Source organism: Kitasatospora sp. NPDC049258 (assembly GCF_040678895.1).
Taxonomy (GTDB): domain Bacteria; phylum Actinomycetota; class Actinomycetes; order Streptomycetales; family Streptomycetaceae; genus Kitasatospora.
The window spans coordinates 72,890-92,161 of sequence record NZ_JBFAQT010000003.1 but is presented as its reverse complement, the minus strand read 5'-3'; the positions used below and the strand labels follow the sequence as shown (position 1 = coordinate 92,161).

Sequence of the window (19,272 nt, the reverse complement as noted above, 5' to 3'; positions counted from 1 at the left end):
CCTCCCGGCGGAGGGTCGCGGGCCGCCTCGGTGCGCTCAGACGCCGGCCGGCGCGGGCTCGTCGGCGCTGCGCGGTGCGCTCTGCGCCACGGCCGGCCGCGGCGGGCGCGGGATGAACAGCGCGCAGATCCCGCCGAACACCACCACGCCGACGCCGACCCAGACCGCGGGGTGCAGGCCCCGGACGAAGTCGGCCGGGCTCGCCTCGCTGCCGTGCGCCAGGAAGACGCTGCTCAGCACCGCGATGCCGAACGCCCCGCCGATCTCCCGGACGGTGGTGTTGGCACCGGAGGCCTTGCCGCGGTGCTCGGGCCCGACCGCGCCGAGCACCACCGCGGCCGTCGGCGCGATCGCGAAGCCCATCCCGGCGCCGGCCACCAGCATCGCGCCGACCAGCCGGGAGTACGGGGTGTCGTCGGTGGCCGCCAGGTTGATCCAGGCCAGGCCGGCGGCCTGCAGGAAGAGCCCCAGGGCCATCAGCCGGCCGCCGCCCACCCGGTCGGTGAGCGCCCCGGCGATCGGGGCGATGAACATCGGCATCAGGGTCCAGGCCAGGGTCAGCACACCGGCGTGCAGCGGGGTGCGGAACGGGGCGATCTGGAGGTACTGGGAGAGGAAGAAGATCGACCCGAAGACCCCGAAGTACATCGTCGCCGAGACGATGTTGGTCAGGGTGAAGGCACGGATCCGGTAGAAGGAGAGCGGCAGCAGCGGGTGGGTCTGCCGGCGCTCCCAGAGCACGAAGGCCACCAGCAGCACGGCCCCCGCCACGAAGGCGGCGACGATCCGGGTCGAGGTCCAGCCGTCGGTGCTGCCGTTGACGATGCCCCAGACCACCGCGAGCAGGCCGGCCGAGGCGAGCAGCATGCCGATCAGGTCGAGCGGCGCCTTCTCCCCCTTGCTCTCCTTGAGCACCCTGAGGATCAGCGGGACCGCCAGGATGCCCACCGGCACGTTGATCCAGAAGATCCACTCCCAGGCCAGCCCGTCCACCACGGCGCCGCCGACCACCGGGCCGAGCGCGATGGCCAGACCGCTGACCGCACCCCACAGGCCGAGCGCCAGGCTGCGCATCTTCTCCGGCACGGCCTGCGAGAGCAGGGTGAGCGAGAGCGGCATGACCGCGGCGGCGCCGAAGCCCTGCACCGTCCGCGCGGTGATCAGCTCGGCGCTGGTGTCGGCCAGGCCGCAGGCGATCGAGGAGAGGGTGAAGATCGCGATGCCGATGGTGAAGACCTTCCGGCGGCCGAACCGGTCGCCGAGCGCCGCACCGATCAGCAGCAGGCAGGAGAAGCTCAGCACGTAGGCGTTGACGAACCACTGGAGGTCCTGGGTGTCGGCCTTGAGGTCGACGGCCAGGGTGCGCAGCGCGGTGGAGACGACCAGGTTGTCCAGCGCCACCATGAACATCGGCACGCTGCACGCGACGATCGACAGCCAGAGCGGGACCTTCGGCCCCTGGTCGGCGGGGCTCGGGGAGCCGGCCGCCGTCGGATCGGACGAAGCCATGACTTCTCACTCCTTGGGAAGCGGTGCAGGTGTCGGACGCTCGGGCCCGGGCCCGGGCCCGGGCCCGGGCGCGCGCTCAGGCGTCGGCGGCGTCGGCCCGGGCCTGGTCGGCGAGGTGCTGCTTGGCGTCGGGCCAGCGGATCGGGAGCTGCTCGACCGGGACCTCCCAGAAGGTGAAGGTGGAGTCCTTCATGGTCGGCCGCAGCGAGGTCATCACGCTGTAGTGCGGCTCGGTCTTGGCGTAGGTGTAGAGGGCCTCCCGGGTCTCCCAGGCGGAGAGCGTCCAGAAGGTCCGCTTGAGCGGCTGCGCGATGAGCGAGGCGCCCAGCGCGCCGGGGGCGGTGCGCACCTGCTTCCAGGCGGCGAGCGACTTGAGGAAGAAGCGCGGCACGTCCTTGAACGACCGGACTTCCAGCCGCGAGGCCATCACGAGTGCGCGGGTCTGCGGCTGGGCCGGGTTCGGGGTGGTCCAGGGGAGCGTGGGCATGGCGGTCGGCCTTTCCTCGGTCGCCGGCTCGGCGCGTGGCGTTCGGGGCGTCCGGGCGACGCCGCCCGAGTCGATAGTGGAACCTAGCGCTATCCATTATAGGGAGCAAGGATCCCCGAGTGCCAGTACCCATGTCGGGACGGGGTCGACCCCTTGCGGGCCGGCCCCGTCAGTGCCGCGGGCGCGCCTCAGGCGTCGAGCTCGCGCAGCAGTTGCTCGGCCGCCTCCAGGCCGGAGGAGAACGCCGCCTCGTGCGAGCCGATCTGGTCGTGGTGCAGCTGCTTGGAGTGGAAGTAGGAGCCGGCCAGCTTCACCCGGGTGCCCTCGTTGACCTGGTAGATGGTCCGCTGGAGGGTGCGCAGGTCCATGTCGATGACCGGGTGCTCGTAGTGCAGCTCCTTGATCACCAGGTCCTCGCGCAGCGGGCGCGGGTAGTCCAGGGTGACGAAGTAGTCCAGCTCGGACTCGAAGCCGTGCAGCCGGTTCATGTAGTAGACGACGTACGGGCGCACCTGGCCGTCCACCACGACCTTGCCGTAGTTCCAGTTCTCCCAGCGCGAGCGGTCCTCCGGCATCACCGAGGCGTCGGTGTGCAGCACCACGCTGGACGGGTTGTAGCGGATCTTCGCGAGGGTCTGCCGCTGCAGCTCGGTGGGGTCGGCGAGCAGGGTCCTGGCCTGGTCGCCGTGGACGGCCAGCACGGCGTGGTCGAAGTGTTCGGTGCCGGCCGCGGTGGTCACCGCCACGCCGTCGGGCAGCGCGCGGACCTCGGTGACCTTCTCGGTCAGACGCAGCTTGGGGTCGATGGCGGCCAGCGCCTTGCGGACGTAGGAGATGGAGCCGCCGCCGACGGTCCGCCAGTCCACCCTGGCCCCGCCGAGGCCGCCCTCGTCGTGCGCCATGAAGAAGGCGATCACGGTGGTGGCCGGCATCTCCCAGATCAGCTCGGCCGGCACCGACCAGACGGCGGTGCACAGCAGGATCACATAGCCGTGCCGGAACTCCTGGCTGTAGCCGCCGCGGTCGAGGTACTCGCCGAGCGGGAGGTCGGTGCGCTTGCGCAGGAAGTCCCTGCGGCCCTCCTCGTGGAAGCGGCGGGCCTCGCGGCGGATGGTCAGGAACTCCTCCGGGTAGCGGCCGGCCGCCTCCTCCTCCGCCAGCGCCATCTCCTCGGTGCCGAACTGCAGGCCGGTGTCCAGGTCGAAGAAGGTGAAGCCGCCCTCGTGCTGCCGGAACGGCACGTCCAGTTCGTCGAAGAAGCGGCTGAGGTTGGGGTAGCTGGGCCGGTTGAAGATCACGAACGCGGTGTCGATGCCGAGGATCCGGCCGGCGTCCGGCACCTCGATGGTGTTGGCGTGGCCGCCCGGGCGGTCGTCCTGCTCGAAGACGGTGAGCTCGGCGCGCTCGCGCAGGCGGTAGGCGGCGGAGAGGCCGGAGACGCCGGCGCCGATGACCGCGACCCGGGGCTTGAGCGGTGCTGACATGGCAGAGTCCTTAGCTGGCTGGGGCGATGGGGGTGTCGGTGCGGGAGCCGGCCTCCAGGACCGGCCCGAGGACGGCGAGGCCGACCAACTGCTGGAGCCAGGCGCAGGTCTCCCGGCGGAGTTCCTGGCGGCAGGCGGGGCAGACCTTGAGGTCGCGGTCGAGCCGGCCTGCGGGCACCTCGGCCCGGCAGCCCGGGCAGGTCGTGGACGGCTCGGGGCGAGGTCTCGGCATCTGTCGGCTCCTGGGTGCTCAGGTCTGCGCGAGGCCGAGGTCGCCGCGCTCGGCGAGCCGGAACTGCCAGTGCGAGAACAGCCGGTTCTCCTGGTAGAGGCGGCGCAGCACCGCCATCACCTCGTCCACCACCCGGCTGTCGGTGACCGCTTGGTGCGGGTGCAGCTGCCGGCGCAGCCGCTCCAGCTGGAGCAGCAGCAGGGCCGAGCTGGGCAGCGGTTCGGCGAGCTGCCCGGCCGAGTGCAGATAGGTGTGCAGGCAGGCGGCCGTGGCGTGCAGCAGGCAGTACTGCTTGGCCAGGTCGAAGAGTTCGGCGGACTGCCCGTACTCGCGGCCGAGCTCGGCCCGCAGCCGGGCGCACTCCTCGCGCAGCACCCCGGCCCGGCCGAGCAGTTCGCCCGCCACCTTCGCGGCGGCGAGCAGCCGGCCGCGCTCCGCACCCTCGGCCTCGGCCGCGAGCCGGTCCAGCTCGGCGAGCGCGGCGGGCGCCGCGAGCAGCGCGTCGTCCCGGCCGCGGCTGAACAGCTGCTGGTCCCAGGGCCGGTAGAGCGGCAGCTCGCGGCCGAGCCCGTAGAGCGTGCGCACCCGCTGCTCGGCGGTGGTCCGGGCCGCGGGCTCCGGATCGGTGGCGGCGGCGAGCAGGCCCTCCAGCTGGAGGGCGAGGTTCTTGAGGTTCACCACCGTGTTGCCGTCGGCGAAGTTGGCCACCAGCATGTCGCGGAGCATCTTCTGGTGGATCCCGTAGTGCGGTTCGGCCCGCAGGTAGAAGCGCGCGCCCAGCACGATGTTGAGCTGGGACATGGTGCTCTCCAGCATGGTGGGGACGTAGTACTTGACCACCGAGGACCAGACGCTGGCCTGCTCGGGGGCCAGCTGCAGGCTGCGCACGGCGCCCAGGCTGACCGCGTCGGCGATCATCAGGTCGGCGAAGCACTCGGCCAACTGGCGCCGGGAGTAAGGGATCTCGCTCACCGTCCGGCCGAAGATGACCCGGCGCTCGGTGAAGTCGAGGGTGATCCGCAGCGCGGTGTCCACGGCCGAGAGCGCGATCGAGCCGATCAGGGTGCGGGCCACCTGGGAGGTCTGCAGGGCGATCTCCAGCCCGGCCCCCTCGGCGCCGAGCCGGGCGGAGTCGGGGACGAAGACCCGGTCCAGCCGGATCCCGCTCATGTCCAGGGCGCGCAGGCCGTGCAGCCGCTCGTTCGGCAGCTCCTCGACGGCGCCGGCCGGGGTGCGGCGCTTCTCCAGCAGGAAGATCGAGTAGCCCGCCGGGCCGCCGCTCTCCTTGGTGCGGGCGAACACGCTCAGGCCGTCGGCCACCCGGGCGTTGCCGATCAGCCACTTCTCGCCGGTGAGCAGGTAGCCGCCGGGCACCTTCTCGGCGGACAGCTCGTTGCTGAGCACGTCGCTGCCGTGGCTGCGCTCGGACAGGCCCCAGGCGTACCGGCTGCCCTGCTTCATGGCGTCGCTCAGGTACTGCTTCTGCTCCTCGGTGCCGGCGATCCAGGCCGGCAGGAAGGCCAGGCTGGTGATGATCAGCGCGGTGGCGGTGGTCGGATCGCGGCGGGCGATCAGCCGCAGCAGGTTGAAGCCGGTCTCCACGTCGCCGGCCTTGCCGCCCTGCGCCTCGGGGATGTTGTACTCGTGCACGCCCCAGCGCTGGAGCAGGTTGACGAAGGCGTACGGGTACTCCTCGCGCTCGTCGTGGTCGAGGATCCGCCCGAACGGCATCCGGCTCGCCGGGTCGTGCGGGTCGCCCAGGTAGTCCTCCAACTCGGCCGCGAGACTGCGCAGGTCTGAGCTGTTCACCGGTCCTCCAGTCGCACATCGGTCCATCGGTCACACCACCGGCCGGGCGAGCGGTACCGGGACCGCGGAGAACAGCCGGTGGTCGGCCCGCAGGTCGAGCAGTACATCGAGGGCGGGCAGCAGCTGCTCGGCGGCCCGGCGGACCGGCCGCTGGTCGGCCCGGGCGAGCAGGTAGCCGAGGCAGGCGGTGAGCCAGTCGGCCGCGCCGGGCTTCTGCCCGTGCAGCGGCAGGTGCCGGCCCGCCCACCACAGCTGGAGGCAGCAGGCGGCGGCGTGCAGCCAGGCGAACCGCTCCGCCAGGTCGATCGCCCCGGTGCCGGCGCCCGCCGCCGCGACCTCCTCGGGCAGGCCGCGGACGGCGGCCAGCAGCTGCTCGGCCAGCGCCGCCGCCACCGGGGCGCCGGCCTCGGCGAGCGCCCGGGCGGCCGGGCCGGCCACCGCGGCCAGGGTGCCGGTGGGCAGGTCCCGGCCCCGGGCGTTCAGGTCGAGGCGGGCCGGGTCGTACGGCGGCAGCGGCTCGTCCGGCGCGAAGACCGTCCGGGCCGCCTGCGGGTCGCCCCCCTGCCCGGCCGCCGCGGCCAGCGCCGGCAGCTGACCGGCGAAGGACCGCAGGTTGGCCAGGGTGCTGGTGTCCACCACCCGGACCAGGGCGGCGTCCCGCTGGAGCTTCTGGAACAGCCCGCCGCCCGGCCCCTCGGTGCGCAGCACCGAGCGGGTCGCCAGGGTGGCGCCGCAGCGGGCGATCGCGTCCTCGACCGCCTCGGCGACCACGTGCTTGGCCGCGCAGCCCCAGACGCTGAACTGCTCCGGCGCCACGTGGATGCCCCGGGCGGCCACCAGCGCCACCGCGTCGGCCGCCAGCAGGGCCGCCGAGGCGATCGCCAACTCCCGCCGCTGGTAGGGCGTGTCCACCAGCAGGGCGCGGCCGGTGCGGCGCTCGGTGGCGAAGTCGAGGGTCAGCCGCAGCGCGGTGTCGGCGCAGCCCAGGCTGCCCGCCGTGCTCATCAGCCGGACCACCTGCTGGGCCTTGACCGCCACCTCCAGCGCCTCGCCCGGCCGGCCGACCAGCTGCTCCCGGGCGACCGGCAGCCGGTCGAAGCGCGGGTGGGCGAAGTCGATGCCGCGCATCCCGGAGGTCGGCACCCAGGCGCCCCGGTCCAGCCGGTGGGTGTCCGCCGCCAGGTCCAGCAGGACGGCGGTGAAGGCGCCCGGTCCGCGCTCGCCGGTGCGCGCGACCACGTACATCGCCTCGCAGCGCTGCCCGAGGCCGACCATCCACTTCTCCCCGCTGAGCCGCCAGCCCTCGCCGTCCGGCTCCAGCCGGGCGGTGTTGGCCAGCAGGTCGCTGCCGTGCCCGGCCTCGGACAGGGCGAAGCCCACCGAGCCGCCGCGGCGCAGGAGTTCGGCCACCCGGCGGTGCTGCTCGGGCGAACCGTGCAGCCGTACGCAGGTGGCGGCGGTGATCGAGAACATGGTGGCCGGCATGACGTTGAGGTCGCGGCGGGCCGCCGTGCGGACCAGCAGCAGGCTGCGGTCGAAGGACTCGAAGCCGCCGCCCCACTCGGCCGGCAGGTGGTCCAGGTGGAAGCCGGCCTCGCGGAGCACCCCGGCCAGCTCGGCCGGGAACTCCCCGCGCTCGTCCCGGCGGACCGCGGCGGCGAAGCCGTACGGGCCCGCGGGGTCGCCCGGATCGCCGAGCAGCAGCTCCAGCCCGGCCGCCTTCCCGGCGAGCCGGTCGATCACCGGGTCGATCACAGCGCACCGCCCAGGGCCGCCACCGGGGATTCCAGCGGCACCGGCCGGTAGTCGGCGACGGCGGCCGGCAGCTGCACCCCGGCGGTGCGCAGCGCGGCCACCCGGGTGTGGAAGGCGGCGCCGCGCATCAGGTGGTGGGCGACGTCGGCGACCCGCCGGTTGCCGGGGGCCTTGAGGTAGCTGGCGGTGACCCAGTCGTTGAAGCTGCCCATCGCCGGGCCGCACCAGACCTGGTAGTCCAGGGTGCGGTCCGGGTCGCCGACCGTGGACCAGCGCGAGGACATCCCCAGGTACCAGCGGAAGACCAGCGCCATCCGGCGCTTGGGGCTGTCCTGGGCGCGGGCCAGCTGCTCGGGGTCGCGGCGGCTGAAGTAGCCGACGCACTCCTGCCAGACCTCCTCCAGCGGACGCCGGAAGACCTGCGCCTCCAGCCGGGCCCGCTCCTCGACCGGGAGCTCCTCCAGGCCGCCGTGGGCCTGGTAGAGCTCGTACAGCTTCTTGGCCCGCATCGGGAACAGGGTGCCCTTCTTGAGCACCTGGAGCTCCACGCCCAGCTCGAACATGTCGGCCGCCGGGGCCATCTCGCAGTCCGCGATGCCGGCCTCGGCCAGCAGCGCCTTGGTCGCCTTGGAGGCGCCCGACTCGACGCAGGACTGGTTGACCGAGCCGGTCACCACGTACGCCGCGCCCATCGCGAAGGCGGCGGCGACCGCGATCGGGGTGCCGAGGCCGCCGGCCGCGCCGACCCGGATCGGCGCCGGGTAGCGGTGCTCGCGCTGCACGCTGTCGCGCAGCCGCAGGATGCTGGGCAGCAGCGCGGGCAGCGGGCGGCGGTCGGTGTGCCCGCCGGAGTCGGCCTCCACGGTGATGTCGTCGGCCATCGGCACGTACTTGGCCAGCTCGGCCTGGAGCGGGGTGATCAGGCCCTGGGCGAGCAGCGCGCTGACCGTGGCGGCCGGCGCCGGCCGCATGAACCGCTCGGCGGTCTCGGTCCGGGAGATCTTCGCGATCACCCGGTGCTCGGCGACCGGCTGGCCGTCCGGGCCCTGGCGCAGGCCGGCCAGCCGGTAGCGGACGATGTGCGGGCTGAGCGCCATGAAGGCGGAGGCCTCCACGCAGCGCACGCCGTGCCGTAGGAACAGCTCGACGGCCTCGCGCTCCAGCCGCTCCTCGCTGGGGCTGTGGATCAGGTTCACGGCGTACGGCAGGCCGGGGATCTCGGCGGCGAACCGGCCGAGCGCCTTCTCGATGCTCTCCGGCAGCAGGCCGGCCGCGCCGAAGGAGGCCAGGAAGCCCTCCCGGGCGAGCGCGACGACCAGGTCGGCGGAGGCGATCCCGCCGGCCATCGCACCGGCCAGGTACGGCTGGCGGACGCCGTGCGCGGCCAGGAAGGCGGCCGAGCCCAGCCGGTGCGGGGGCAGCGGGGCCACCGCCGCCAGCAGCGGCAGGCCGTCGGCCGCGCCGGCGGGGACGGGCCGGCCCTCGCAGGCGGCGCCGATGCCGCGCGGGGTGTGGACCACGAAGCAGGGCCGTTCCAGCTCGGCGAGGACCTGGTAGACCCCGGCGGGGTCGGTACTCGGATACTGCTCCCCCTGCCAGAGCAGTGGTGTCTGCGGGCGGTTCATGTCGTTCGGTCTCCTTGGGCAGGGATGGTCAGGCGGTGGCCGGGCGGACCTCGATCGCCACCCCGGTCAGCTCGTAGATCCGCAGGCCCGGCTTCCAGAGGTCGGCGTCCGCGATCACCACGACCCGGCCGGCCTCCCGGCGGATCTCCCGGACGTGCACGTCGAAGCTCAGCTCCCGGTCGTGGCGCAGGATCTGGCCCCGGTACTTCCAGGCCGTCTCCACGTCGGTGGCGAGCGCGAAGCGGGGCTGCTCGACGCCCTCGGCCAGGCCCTGCTCCAGCACGAACAGCCGCAGCGCCTGGAGCACCGCCTCCACCCCGAGCGAGCCCGGCATCACCGGGTCACGGTGGAAGTGGCAGTCGAAGTACCACTCGTCGGGGCGGACCTCGCGCCGGCCGTGCAGGTAGCCGAGCCCGTGCCGGCCGCCGTCGGCGACCAGGTCCACCTGGTCGACCAGGTGGAAGTGCTCGCCGGGCAGCCGCAGCCCCTCACCCGTGAACAGCGTTGAGCCGTCGACGAGTTCGATCCGCCGCACCCGCTCGGCGGCGGGCTGCTCCTGCTCGATCCAGGGCGCCACGTAGCGGCCCGCGTCCAGGCCGGCCTGGTTGGCCAGCGCGGCCTCGCTGAAGTAGCCGAAGAGCGACTCGCCGGTGTAGAACACCTCGCCGTCGGCGGAGAGTTCGTAGCTGAAGTTCTGCAGCACCGCGCCCTGGACGGCACTGGTCATCAGCAGCTTGGAGTGGTGCCGGACGGTCTTGCCGCGCAGGTCCAGGTCCTTGACCAGGGTGGCCCGCCCGTCCAGGTTGCGGATCGAGTACTCGGTCTGCGGCTGCTTGAGGGTGGCGCCCAGGTAGTAGCCGAGCAGGATGGCGGCCTGCAGCGAGGTCTCCATCTGGACGCAGTTGGGCATGTGCGGGTGGGAGTTCTGGGTGTAGTACCAGGCGTCGGCCGGGGAGTCGTACTCGGTGACCATCTCGGAGCCCGGGCCGAGCTCGCCGCGGGTGCCCTTCAGCGACATGATCCGGTCGACGAACTGGAAGTCCCCGTTGGGGATGTACGGCGCCCGGCTGGCCCGGTAGACGTCGAACTCCGGCCCCATCGCGGTGCCCAGGTCGCCCTTGGCCGCGTGCGCCAGGTGCAGCTCGTTGATCATCGCGGCCTCGCCGGATCGGTTGCGCCGCCCCAGGAAGGCCGGGACACCGCCGGGTTCGGGCCGGTAGGGGGTGCCCTCCTTCTCCCGGATCTGGATGCCGAAGTTGCGCATCCGGATCACCGGCTTGTCGCCCAGGTACACCAGGATGTCGGCGACCACCGAGGGGCGCGGGAGCATGGTCAGCTCCATCACCTCGATCTCGTACCGGATCTCCCGGTGCGCCGGGGTGATCTGGCCGCGCACCTGCACCTCGGTCTGCAGCCCGATGATGGTCTGGAAGCGGGCGTCCGGCAGTACCAGGTGCATGCCCTGGTGCAGCAGGTAGGCCTGCAGGGCCTGCACCGCGCCCTCGGCCACCATCGAGCCGGCCAGCACCGGGTCGTCCGGGAAGTGGCACTCGAAGTACCAGGCGTCGGGCTGGAGTCGCTTGGTCGCGGTGAGGGCGCCGAGGCCGCGCGGGCCGCCGGTGCGGTCGATCCGCAGCTCGTCGATCATCCGCAGCCGGGCGTCCGGCAGCCGCAGGGCCGGGTTGAGGCCGGCGTCCTGGGCGTGCTCGGGGCCGAACACCTCGCCGGGGCGGCCCTGGGCGAGCAGCTCCAGGTCGGCGGCGGTGAGGTGGTCCCGGTCGGTGCGGGCGAGCGGCTTGAACCAGGTCTTGGTGAGCGCCGCCCGGGCGGCCTTCTCCTTCTCGGTGATCACCACGCCCAGCGGGGTGTCCAGCTCGGCCTGGCTGAAGAAGCCGGCCGAGGCGTCCTTCAGCTCCAGGATCAACTCGCCGTCGGCGTAGCAGAGGTAGCTGAAGAAGAAGAGGGTGGTGTCGCCCTGGGTGACGAACCGGTTGATCGAGATGTCGTACCGCAGGGTCTGCCCGGCCCGGGGCAGGTCGCCGTGGAAGACCAGGGTGGAGTCGAGCAGCCGGTAGACCCGCTCGCCCTTGTTGCGGAAGTCGATGCCCAGGTAGCTGATCAGCAGCAGGTCGCACTGCCCCGCCTCGATCGCCACCGCCGGCGGCACCCCGTCGTCGACGGTGTACCAGGCGTCCGTCGGCACGTCGTACTCGGTGCGGATGAAGGACGGCTTCATGACGCCGGTCTCCGCCCGCAGGTCGGTGACCCGGGTGACGAAGTGGTACGGCGGCGCGGGCAGCCGCACCCGCTTGCCGTAGCCGTCGATCTCGGCGAAGGCCGGGCCGAAGACCGCCGCGAGCGAGCCGGTGGCGAACTCCAGCAGATCGGCCTCGTCCCAGATCACCCCGGGGGCCTTCACCGGGGCCGGCTCGGGCACGGGGGCCGGCTCCGGGGCGGGAGCCGGCGGGAGTTCCGCTCTCGGGGTGAAGCCGATCGGCTCCGGCGCCGGGGCGGGCGGCAGCTGCGAGGGGGCCGGGGGCGGGCCGGCGAGCAGCGCCTCGGTGCGGGCCAGGGTGCTCTCCTGGAGCACCCGCTGGGTCTCCATCACCACCGAGTGGGTGGCCACCATCTGCTGGCGCAGCTCGCGCACCAGGTCCCGCGCGCGGTCCTCGGCCGCGGGCGGCGTGCTCGCCGGGGCGGGCCGCGTGGTGGCCGCGTCCGCTGCCCCGGCCGCCCGGTCGGCGGCCCGCGCGGCCGAGGGCCGGGCGGCGGGCGTCGCGGCCGGTTCGGCCCAGGGCAGGAAGGCGATCGGCTCGCCGTCGAAGGTGATGACCTCGGGGTCGGCGAGGGTCGGGTCTGCGGGCATCTGGTCCTCCGGCGGAACGGGACCGGCTGGTCCGGAAGGGCCGGCCGGGGTGGGGCCGACCGGGAGCGGGCGGGCGGTGCCGGGGCCACCGGGCCCCGCACCGAGGGCGGCCAGGACCGGCGCGGCGAAGGCGGGCGGCGCGCTCACGGGCAGCTCGGCGGCGGCAGCACCCGCGGCGACAGCACCCGAGGTGGCAGCACCCGAGGTGGCAGCAGCCGGGGCGGCAGCGGCCGGGGCGGGCGCCGCGGCGGCCAGCAGCTCGGCCGTGCCGGTGGCGATCCGCCCGGGGATGGAGGGCCCGCCGCCGACCGGGAAGGCCGTCCGGGCGGCCCGCGCCGGGGCCACCGGTGCCGGCCCGAGCAGGCCGGCCAGGTCCAGCGGCACCCCGTGCGCGATCAGCCGGGCGGCCAGCTGGGCGACCGAGCGGGCCGCCGGCACGCCCCGGCGGTCGACGGCGACCGCCACGTGCGGCGCCCCGCCGAGCGTCTCGCGCACCCAGCGGGTGCAGGTGGCGCCCGGACCGACCTCGACGAAGTACCGGAAGCCCCGGTCGTACGCCGTGCGGACGAGCCGCGGGAAGTCGATCGTGGAGCGCAGCGTGTGCGCGATCCGGTCGGCGATCCGGTGCTGGTCGAGGTCCTCGACCGGGCCGTAGTCGTACGCGCTGAGCAGTTCGAGGCCGCCGGTCGGTCCGGTCGGGTGGTTGTTGAGCTCGGCCAGGCCGGCCACCTCGCCGTCCACCACCGGGCAGTGCATCACCCCGTTGACCGGCGAGCGGGCCGCCGGGCAGCCCAGCTCCTCGATCAGCGCCCGGCACTGCGCCGGATCGCCGGCCACCACCAGCTCGCCGGGGGTGTTCACATGGGTCAGGAAGACCCGGTCGTAGCGGGGCAGCGCCGCCCGTACCGTCTCCGGGTCGGTGAGCAGCACATGGCCGGCCCAGACCGCGGCGTCGGGGGTGTCGGCGGGCAGCCGCCACAGGTCGCGGACGGTGTCCCGGCGGCCGTTCAGCCGGTGCTTGAACAGCGGGGTGGCACTGATCCGGTCGTCCCGGCGGGCCGAGCGCCGCCAGCCGCCGGTGGCGAACAGCATGCTGCTCTCGCCCAGGCTGTAGCCGAAGGCGCCGTGCACCGGGACACCCAGCAGGTCCCGCACCAGGTCGGTGTTGAGGATCGCGAAGGTGGTGCCGGTGGCCAGCATGAACGGGAGGTCGTCGGCGAGTTCGGCCTCCAGCGCCATCAGCTCCCGCCGTCCGGGGGCGACCTGGGTGCGCGGGTGCAGCCGGGCGGTCCGGAAGGTCCGGTCCGGTTCGGCCACCTCCGCCTCGAAGCGCTCCAGCAGTCCGGGGAAGGCCCGGAACAGGTCGCGGCCCAGGCCCGGGTAGGAGTTGACGGCGCCCGGGTAGACCAGCGCGACCTTGCCCTCGGGCCCGATCGGGCGCGGGGTGAAGCAGCTCCCGGCCGGGGTGGCCCAGTCCTCGCCGCGCTCCTGCGCCCCGGGCAGGTCCCGGGCGGCCAGCTCCAGCTGGCGCAGCAGCTCGGCGGTGTCCCGGCCGACCAGGACCACCCTCGGGGTGCCCACCGGCAGCTGCTCGGCGGCCCGCCGGGCCAGCTCGTACGGGTCGGCGCCGCCGGCCAGCAGCGCACGGTGGCGCTCGACCTCGGCGAGCAGCCCGGCCGGCTCCGCCGCGCCGAGCGCCAGCAGGACGGGCCCGCCGGCCCGCTGCCAGTCGCGCTCCTGCGTCCGGCCCCGGGTGCGGTCGGCGGAGAGCACCAGGTGCCCGTGCGCACCGCCGCCGCCGATGAAGGAGACCGCCGCGTGCCGCCGGCCGGCGCGCTCCTCGCGCAGCCAGGGGCGGGAGGCGTCCGGCAGGTAGCAGCCGGTGGCGGCCAGCGGCCCGGCCCACCGCTCGGCCGGACGCTGCCAGCCGGGCACCCCGGGCAGGTAGCCGTGGTGCACGCTGAACACCGCGCGCAGCAGACCGGCCATCGCGGCCGCGCCCTGGGCGTCACCCAGCTGCGCCTTGGCGCTGCCGAGTGCCGGGCCGGGCGTGCCGGCCGGGTGGATCCGGGCCAGGGCGGCCAGTTCGGCGCTGTCCTCGGCCTCGGTGCCGCCCGCGTGCAGCTCCAGGTAGCCGAGGTCGGCGGCCTCGATGCCGGCCTCGGCGAGCGCCTGGCGGGCGGCCTCGGCCAGCGCCCGCGGGTCGGCCGCGGGCAGCTCCCCGTCCACTGGTACGGCGTGCCGGACCGCGACCGCGTCCAGCCGGGCGTACGCCGGCCGGGCGCCCTCACCGGGCCGGGTGAGCACCACCGCGCCGGCGCCCTCGCCGATCCGCCAGCCCCCGCTGCCCTCGCCGAAGGTCAGCCCCGGGCCGCCGACCGGCGCGCCGGCGCCGCCCTCGACCCGCAGCAGCAGGCTCTCGGGCGAGCCCGCCAGGTCGACCGCGCCGACCAGGACCGCCTCGATGCTCTGGTCCAGCAGCAGCAGCCGGGCCAGCTCCAGCGCCTGGGCGGTGCCGGCGGCCTCCGCGGAGATGGTGAAGGAGGGGCCGGTGAGGTTCCACAGCGAGGAGATCCGGCTGGCCATGATGTTGCCGATGTAGCTGAGCACCTCGTTGGCGACGATCGGCTGGTGCACGCCCTCGCGGGCCAGCTCGGTGAGCCGCTGCCGCTGGGCCTCGGTCAGGTCGAGGCCGGCGGCGTCGAAGAGTTCGCGCAGGTGGCCGCCGAGCCGGTGGCGGGCCAGGTGCAGGTGGGCGCTGGGCTCGATCTCCATCGCGACCACCACGGCGACCCGGCGGGGGGCCGGGCCGCCCTGTCCGGGCAGCGCCTCGCGGCTGAGGCCGGCGTCGCCGAGCGCCTCGTCGGCGACCTTGGACATCAGCGCGTGCTGGAGGTTGTAGTTGCGCAGGTCCGCGGGCGGGATCCGGTGGTCGACCGGGTCGAGCCCGACGGTGTCCACGAACGCGCCCTCGGGAAGTGCGTCCCGGGTCAGCCCGGCGGCGGCGAGCGCGCCCTCGGCGGTCTGCTCCAGGCCTCGCCAGCGGCGCTCGGGCAGCGGGCCGAAGGCGTCCGTACCGTCGTGGACGGCGCGTTCGAAGGCCGCGGCGGAGGTGAACGAGCCGAAGTGCGCGCCCAGGCCCACCACGTCGAGCGCGGGCGGAGCGACCGGGGCGGCCGGCTCGGGGGCGGCCGCGGCCGCGTCCGAGAGCACCACGTGCGCGTTGGTGCCGCCGAAGCCGAAGGCGGAGACCGCGCCCCGGCGCTCGCCGGGCGGGGCCGGCCAGTCCCGGCCGGTGCGCACCAGCGCGCCGGCGACCGGGCCGTCCGGGGCGGTGATCGGCTCGGTGACACCGATGGTGGGCGGGAGCTGGCCGTGCCGCATGGCCAGCACGACCTTGAGCATGCTGCTCAGACCGGCGACGGTGAGCAGGTGGCCGATGTTGCCCTTCACCGAGCCGAGCAGCGGCACCTTGCCGGCCGGCCCGAAGAATTCCGCCACCGAGGCCGCCTCGGTGGAGTCCCCGATCGGGGTGCCGGTCGCGTGGCACTCCAGGTAGTCGATCGCGCCCGGCGCCACCCCCGCGTCGGCGTAGGCGAGTTGGTACGCCCGGTGCTGGCCGGCCCGGCTCGGCACCAGCAGGTGGCGACCGGCGCCGTCGTTGGACAGCCCGATGCCGTCGATCACGGCGTGGATCCGGTCGCCGTCGCGCTGCGCGTCGGCGAGCCGGCGGACCGCGAACATCCCGGCGCCCTGGCCGGTCAGGATGCCCGCCGAGCGGCTGTCGAAGGGCTGGCTGAACCCGTCCTCGGGGTAGGCGTGCAGGTCGGAGAAGGAGAGGTGGATCAGGGTCGGGTCCGGGGCGCAGACCCCGCCCGCCAGCACCAGGTCGGCCTGGCCCGCGGCCAGGTGGTCGCAGGCCAGCTTCAGCGCGTACAGCGCCGAGGAGCACGCGGCGTCCAGCGCGTACCGCGGGCCGCCGAGGCCGAGCGCGGCGCCGACGATCCGTGCCGGGGCGCCGCTGACCCGGGCGTCCGCCGGGTCCTCGGCGACCGTGCCGGACGGCTCGCCGAGTCCGTCCAGGCCGCCGGAGACCAGTCCGGCGCGGACCGCCTGCTGCACCAGCGGCAGGCTGATCCGGGCCGAACCGGGCGTCGGGAAGGAGTAGTTGCCCAGCACCAGGCCGGTCCGGGCGAGCAGCTCGGGCCGCTCCAGGTGGCCGCCGTCGCGCAGCGCCTCGCGGGCGACGTACAGGGACCAGTGGAACACCCGGTCCAGCCGGGCCAGCCGGTCCGCCGCCAGCCGGTAGCCGGTGGGGTCGAAGGTGAAGTCGCGGACGAATCCGCCCCTGGTGCAGGTGATCGGGTGCTGCGGGTCGAGGTCGCGGGGGTCGGCGGGCGGTCCGAAGACCTCGGGGCCGCCCTCGGTGCGGCTGTCCGCACCCGCGCTGAGGTTCTGCCAGAACTCCTCGGGGGTGGCCGCACCCGGGAAGAGGCAGGAAAGTCCGACGATGGCGTACTTGCTCATGGAAGCCGGGTCCCTCCGGGCTGTGGGAGGTCCGGCCGGCCGCGCTCGGCGGCCGGCCGGACCAACCGGGTCGGGTACGTCAGCTGCTGACGAACTTGGCGGCCAGCTGCGGGGTGGAGACCAGGCTCACGCCGGTCAGCCGGGCCAGCACCCGGCCGCCCTCACCGACGGCGGTGACCGTCAGGCTCGCCGAGGTCCCGTTCACGGCGCCGGGCTCGACGACCGCGAGGAAGGTGCCCTGGTCGGGCAGCGCCTGGTGGAACTCCGCCCGGGCCACCGACAGCGGCAGGCTGGCGGTCGACCGGAACAGCCGCATCCAGACCAGGCCCGCCTGGAGCAGCAGATCCGCCGCTCCGGGCCGGTAGAGCCGCCCGGCGTACGCGCCGCCGGCCGGCTTGGGCTCGACCAGCGAGCACTCCAGCACCAGCCGGCCCTCCTCCTCGGCCAGCACCCGGCGCACGCCCTGCAGGGCGGGGCCGTGGAACAGCGTGCCGTCGGTGTAGAACCCGGCGGCGTCCCGGCCCCGGCCCGGGGCGGGCAGGCCGGCCATCGTCGGGTGGTTGAGCTCGGACGCCGGGTCCGCGCCCAGCACCACCCCGGCCGCGTAGTGCGGGCGGACCGTGCCGTCCGCGGCCACCGAGCGGATCACCACCTCGGTGGTCGCCTGGTCGCCGGCCGGCGTGGCCGCCAGCTGCAGCCGGGCCGGCTCGCCGCCGTCCAGCACCAGGCCCTTGTGCACCGCGAAGTCCCGGACCTGGCGGACCGTACCGCCGCCGAGCCGCTCCACCGCACCGATCGCCCAGCCGAGGGCGACCGCCGCCGGCAGCACCGGCACCCCGCCGATCAGGTGGTCGGCGACGATCGGCTCGGCCACCAGGCCGGCCGTCGCCCGCTCCAGCACCGCCGCGGCGGGCGCAACGGGCCGGCGCACCGACAGCGGTGTGGTCGGGCCGAGCACGGTCACCGTGTCGTGGCCGTGCCCGGCGTCGAACTGGCCGGTGAACAGGGCGGTGCCGGTCTGCTCGGGGATCAGCGTGATGCCGCGCTCCTGGAAGACCGCCTTGACCTGCGGCGAGACCATCCCACTGTCCCAGGCACCCCAGTTGAGCGAGGAGACCCGGGCGGCCGGGTGCCGCCGCTTGAAGGAGCCGGCCCAGGCGTTCAGCACCTCGTTGGCCATCGCGTAGTCGGACTGCCCCTGGTTGCCGAAGAACCCGGCCACCGAGGAGAACAGCAGCACGTGCCGCAGCCGGTCGGCCGGCAGCGCCTCGACCACCGCCCGCAGGCCGCCGAGCTTGGGCGCGAAGACCCGCTCGATCTCGGACGCCCGCTTGTTGGCTATCAGCTGGTCGGCGAGCACCCCGGCGCCGTGCACCAGGCCGGTCACCCGCCCGGCGTACGGGGCGAGCGCGGCCGCGGTGGCCGCCGCGTCGGTGATGTCCACCGCCAGGTACTCGGCGTCGGAGCCCGCCGCGCGCAGCTCGGCCAAGGTCCGCCGGATCTCGCGCTCGCCGGCCACCGCCTGGTAGAGCTGCTCCACCCGCTTCGGGGTGGGCTTCTCCCCCGCCGCCTTCAACTGCGCCGCGGCGGCCGCCTTCAGCTCGGGCTCGCCGTTCAGGCCCAGCGCCCAGGCGGGCTCCTCGCCGAGCGCCGTCCGGCCGAGCAGCAGCAGCCCCGGCCGGTACGCGGCGGCCAGGTCGACCACGCAGCGGGCGGTGATGCCGCGGCCGCCGCCGGTGACCACCAGCAGGTCCTCCGGGCCGAGTTCGGGCACCGGGGTGGCCGGGTCGGCGGCCAGCGCGGTGGGCGCCTGGCCGAGGGTCAGGGCGACCCGGCGGCCGGCGTCCCGGCCCACCTGGACCGGCTCGGCGGAGGCGTCGTTGATCTCGGCGAGCAGCAGCTCCGCCGCCGCCTGCGGCTCCAGCCCGGGGGCCAGGTCGACCGCGCGGCAGAACAGCTCGGGCGCCTCCACCGCCAGCGTCTTCACCAGGCCGCCGAAGCCGCCGGCCGGGACCAGCTCCTCGGCCACCCCGGTCAGCCCGAAGACGCCGTCCAGCCGGGTCACCGTGAGGAAGCCGGCCCGTCCGGTGGCCGCCTCCTTGGTCAGCGGTTCGACCAGGTGCTTGGCCACCAGCAGGGCGTGCGAGAGCCGGCGGACGCCGTCGGCCCAGTCGAGGTCCTGCCGGGTCGCCAGGTTCACCAGCAGGCGTACCGGCCGGGCCAGGATCCGCTCGACCCGCTCGGTGAGCTCGGTGACACCCCAGCCGCCGAGCGCGAAGTCCTCCACGCCCTCGATCCGCCGGGTCACGGCGGGCAGCCGCAGCACCCGTACGTCCCAGCCGCCGGTTCGCAACCCGGCGGCGACCAGCGGGGTCAGCTCTCCCCCGTCGTCCACCAGCAGCGCGCCGGCGCCGGCCGGGTAGGCACCCACCAGGGCGTCCGGGGAGGGGAGTTCGAGCAGGGCGGCCTGCGCCCGGCCGATCACCCCGCGGTGGACGGGGGTGGCGGGCGCGGCGGCGGTGGCGGGCGCGGCGGCGGTGGCGGGCGCGGGTTGCTCCCGGACCGGTTCGGCTCTGGCCGGCGTGGTGGCGCCCGTGACGCCCGCCATGAAGTCGACGATCTGCCCCAGCGTGCGCAGCTCACCCAGCTGCTCCGGGCCGACCGGGGTGTCACTCGGGAAGCGCTCGGAGAGCACCCCCAGGATCTCCACCCGCTTGATCGAATCGATGCCGAGATCCGCCTCGACATCCATCCCCAACTCCAACATCTCCACCGGATAGCCGGTCTTCTGCGCCACCACCTCCAGCAACGCCGCCGACACCTCACCCGGCCCCGCCACCGCACCAACCGACACAACCGGCGCCGCCTGCGCGACACTGCTCATGAAGTCGACGATCTGCCCCAGCGTGCGCAGCTCACCCAGCTGCTCCGGGCCGACCGGGGTGTCACTCGGGAAGCGCTCGGAGAGCACCCCCAGG

Annotated in this window: 9 protein-coding genes; all 9 read right to left on the bottom strand. The window is 74.7% G+C overall.

What is annotated here, in order from left to right; all coding sequences use genetic code 11:
* Nucleotides 1–36 precede the first annotated feature (36 nt).
* Nucleotides 37–1,509, bottom strand: coding sequence for a DHA2 family efflux MFS transporter permease subunit (locus tag AB0K43_RS03740; protein WP_363635409.1), 1,473 nt, complete (start codon nucleotides 1,507–1,509; stop codon nucleotides 37–39).
* Between the two features lie 76 nt (nucleotides 1,510–1,585).
* Nucleotides 1,586–1,996, bottom strand: coding sequence for a DUF3291 domain-containing protein (locus AB0K43_RS03735; RefSeq protein WP_363635407.1), 411 nt, complete (start codon nucleotides 1,994–1,996; stop codon nucleotides 1,586–1,588).
* A 188-nt stretch (nucleotides 1,997–2,184) separates the two neighbouring features.
* Nucleotides 2,185–3,480, bottom strand: a complete 1,296-nt coding sequence (locus tag AB0K43_RS03730; protein WP_363635405.1) for an FAD-dependent oxidoreductase — start codon at nucleotides 3,478–3,480, stop codon at nucleotides 2,185–2,187.
* Nucleotides 3,481–3,490: 10 nt separating this feature from the next.
* Entirely contained in the window at nucleotides 3,491–3,712 is a 222-nt protein-coding gene (locus AB0K43_RS03725; protein WP_363635403.1) for a hypothetical protein, read from the bottom strand.
* A gap of 18 nt (nucleotides 3,713–3,730) precedes the next feature.
* Nucleotides 3,731–5,521, bottom strand: coding sequence for an acyl-CoA dehydrogenase family protein (locus AB0K43_RS03720; protein WP_363635401.1), 1,791 nt, complete (start codon nucleotides 5,519–5,521; stop codon nucleotides 3,731–3,733).
* A 30-nt stretch (nucleotides 5,522–5,551) separates the two neighbouring features.
* Complete coding sequence (locus tag AB0K43_RS03715; protein ID WP_363635399.1) at nucleotides 5,552–7,264, bottom strand: acyl-CoA dehydrogenase family protein; 1,713 nt, start codon at nucleotides 7,262–7,264, stop codon at nucleotides 5,552–5,554.
* 8 nt (nucleotides 7,265–7,272) lie between these two features.
* Complete coding sequence (locus AB0K43_RS03710; RefSeq protein WP_363635397.1) at nucleotides 7,273–8,901, bottom strand: PfaD family polyunsaturated fatty acid/polyketide biosynthesis protein; 1,629 nt, start codon at nucleotides 8,899–8,901, stop codon at nucleotides 7,273–7,275.
* Nucleotides 8,902–8,929: 28 nt separating this feature from the next.
* Entirely contained in the window at nucleotides 8,930–16,294 is a 7,365-nt protein-coding gene (locus tag AB0K43_RS03705; RefSeq protein WP_363635395.1) for a beta-ketoacyl synthase N-terminal-like domain-containing protein, read from the bottom strand.
* A 79-nt stretch (nucleotides 16,295–16,373) separates the two neighbouring features.
* Nucleotides 16,374–19,272 (bottom strand): SDR family NAD(P)-dependent oxidoreductase (locus AB0K43_RS03700; RefSeq protein ID WP_363635393.1); only part of this gene is annotated, 2,899 nt, incomplete at its 5' end.

Bases quoted from the DNA above. Each gene is read 5' to 3' on its own strand.
- AB0K43_RS03740 (WP_363635409.1), bottom strand. From the start codon at position 1,509: ATGGCTTCGTCCGATCCGACGGCGGCCGGCTCCCCGAGCCCCGCCGAC.
- AB0K43_RS03735 (WP_363635407.1), bottom strand. From the start codon at position 1,996: ATGCCCACGCTCCCCTGGACCACCCCGAACCCGGCCCAGCCGCAGACC.
- AB0K43_RS03730 (WP_363635405.1), bottom strand. From the start codon at position 3,480: ATGTCAGCACCGCTCAAGCCCCGGGTCGCGGTCATCGGCGCCGGCGTC.
- AB0K43_RS03725 (WP_363635403.1), bottom strand. From the start codon at position 3,712: ATGCCGAGACCTCGCCCCGAGCCGTCCACGACCTGCCCGGGCTGCCGG.
- AB0K43_RS03710 (WP_363635397.1), bottom strand. From the start codon at position 8,901: ATGAACCGCCCGCAGACACCACTGCTCTGGCAGGGGGAGCAGTATCCG.
- AB0K43_RS03705 (WP_363635395.1), bottom strand. From the start codon at position 16,294: ATGAGCAAGTACGCCATCGTCGGACTTTCCTGCCTCTTCCCGGGTGCG.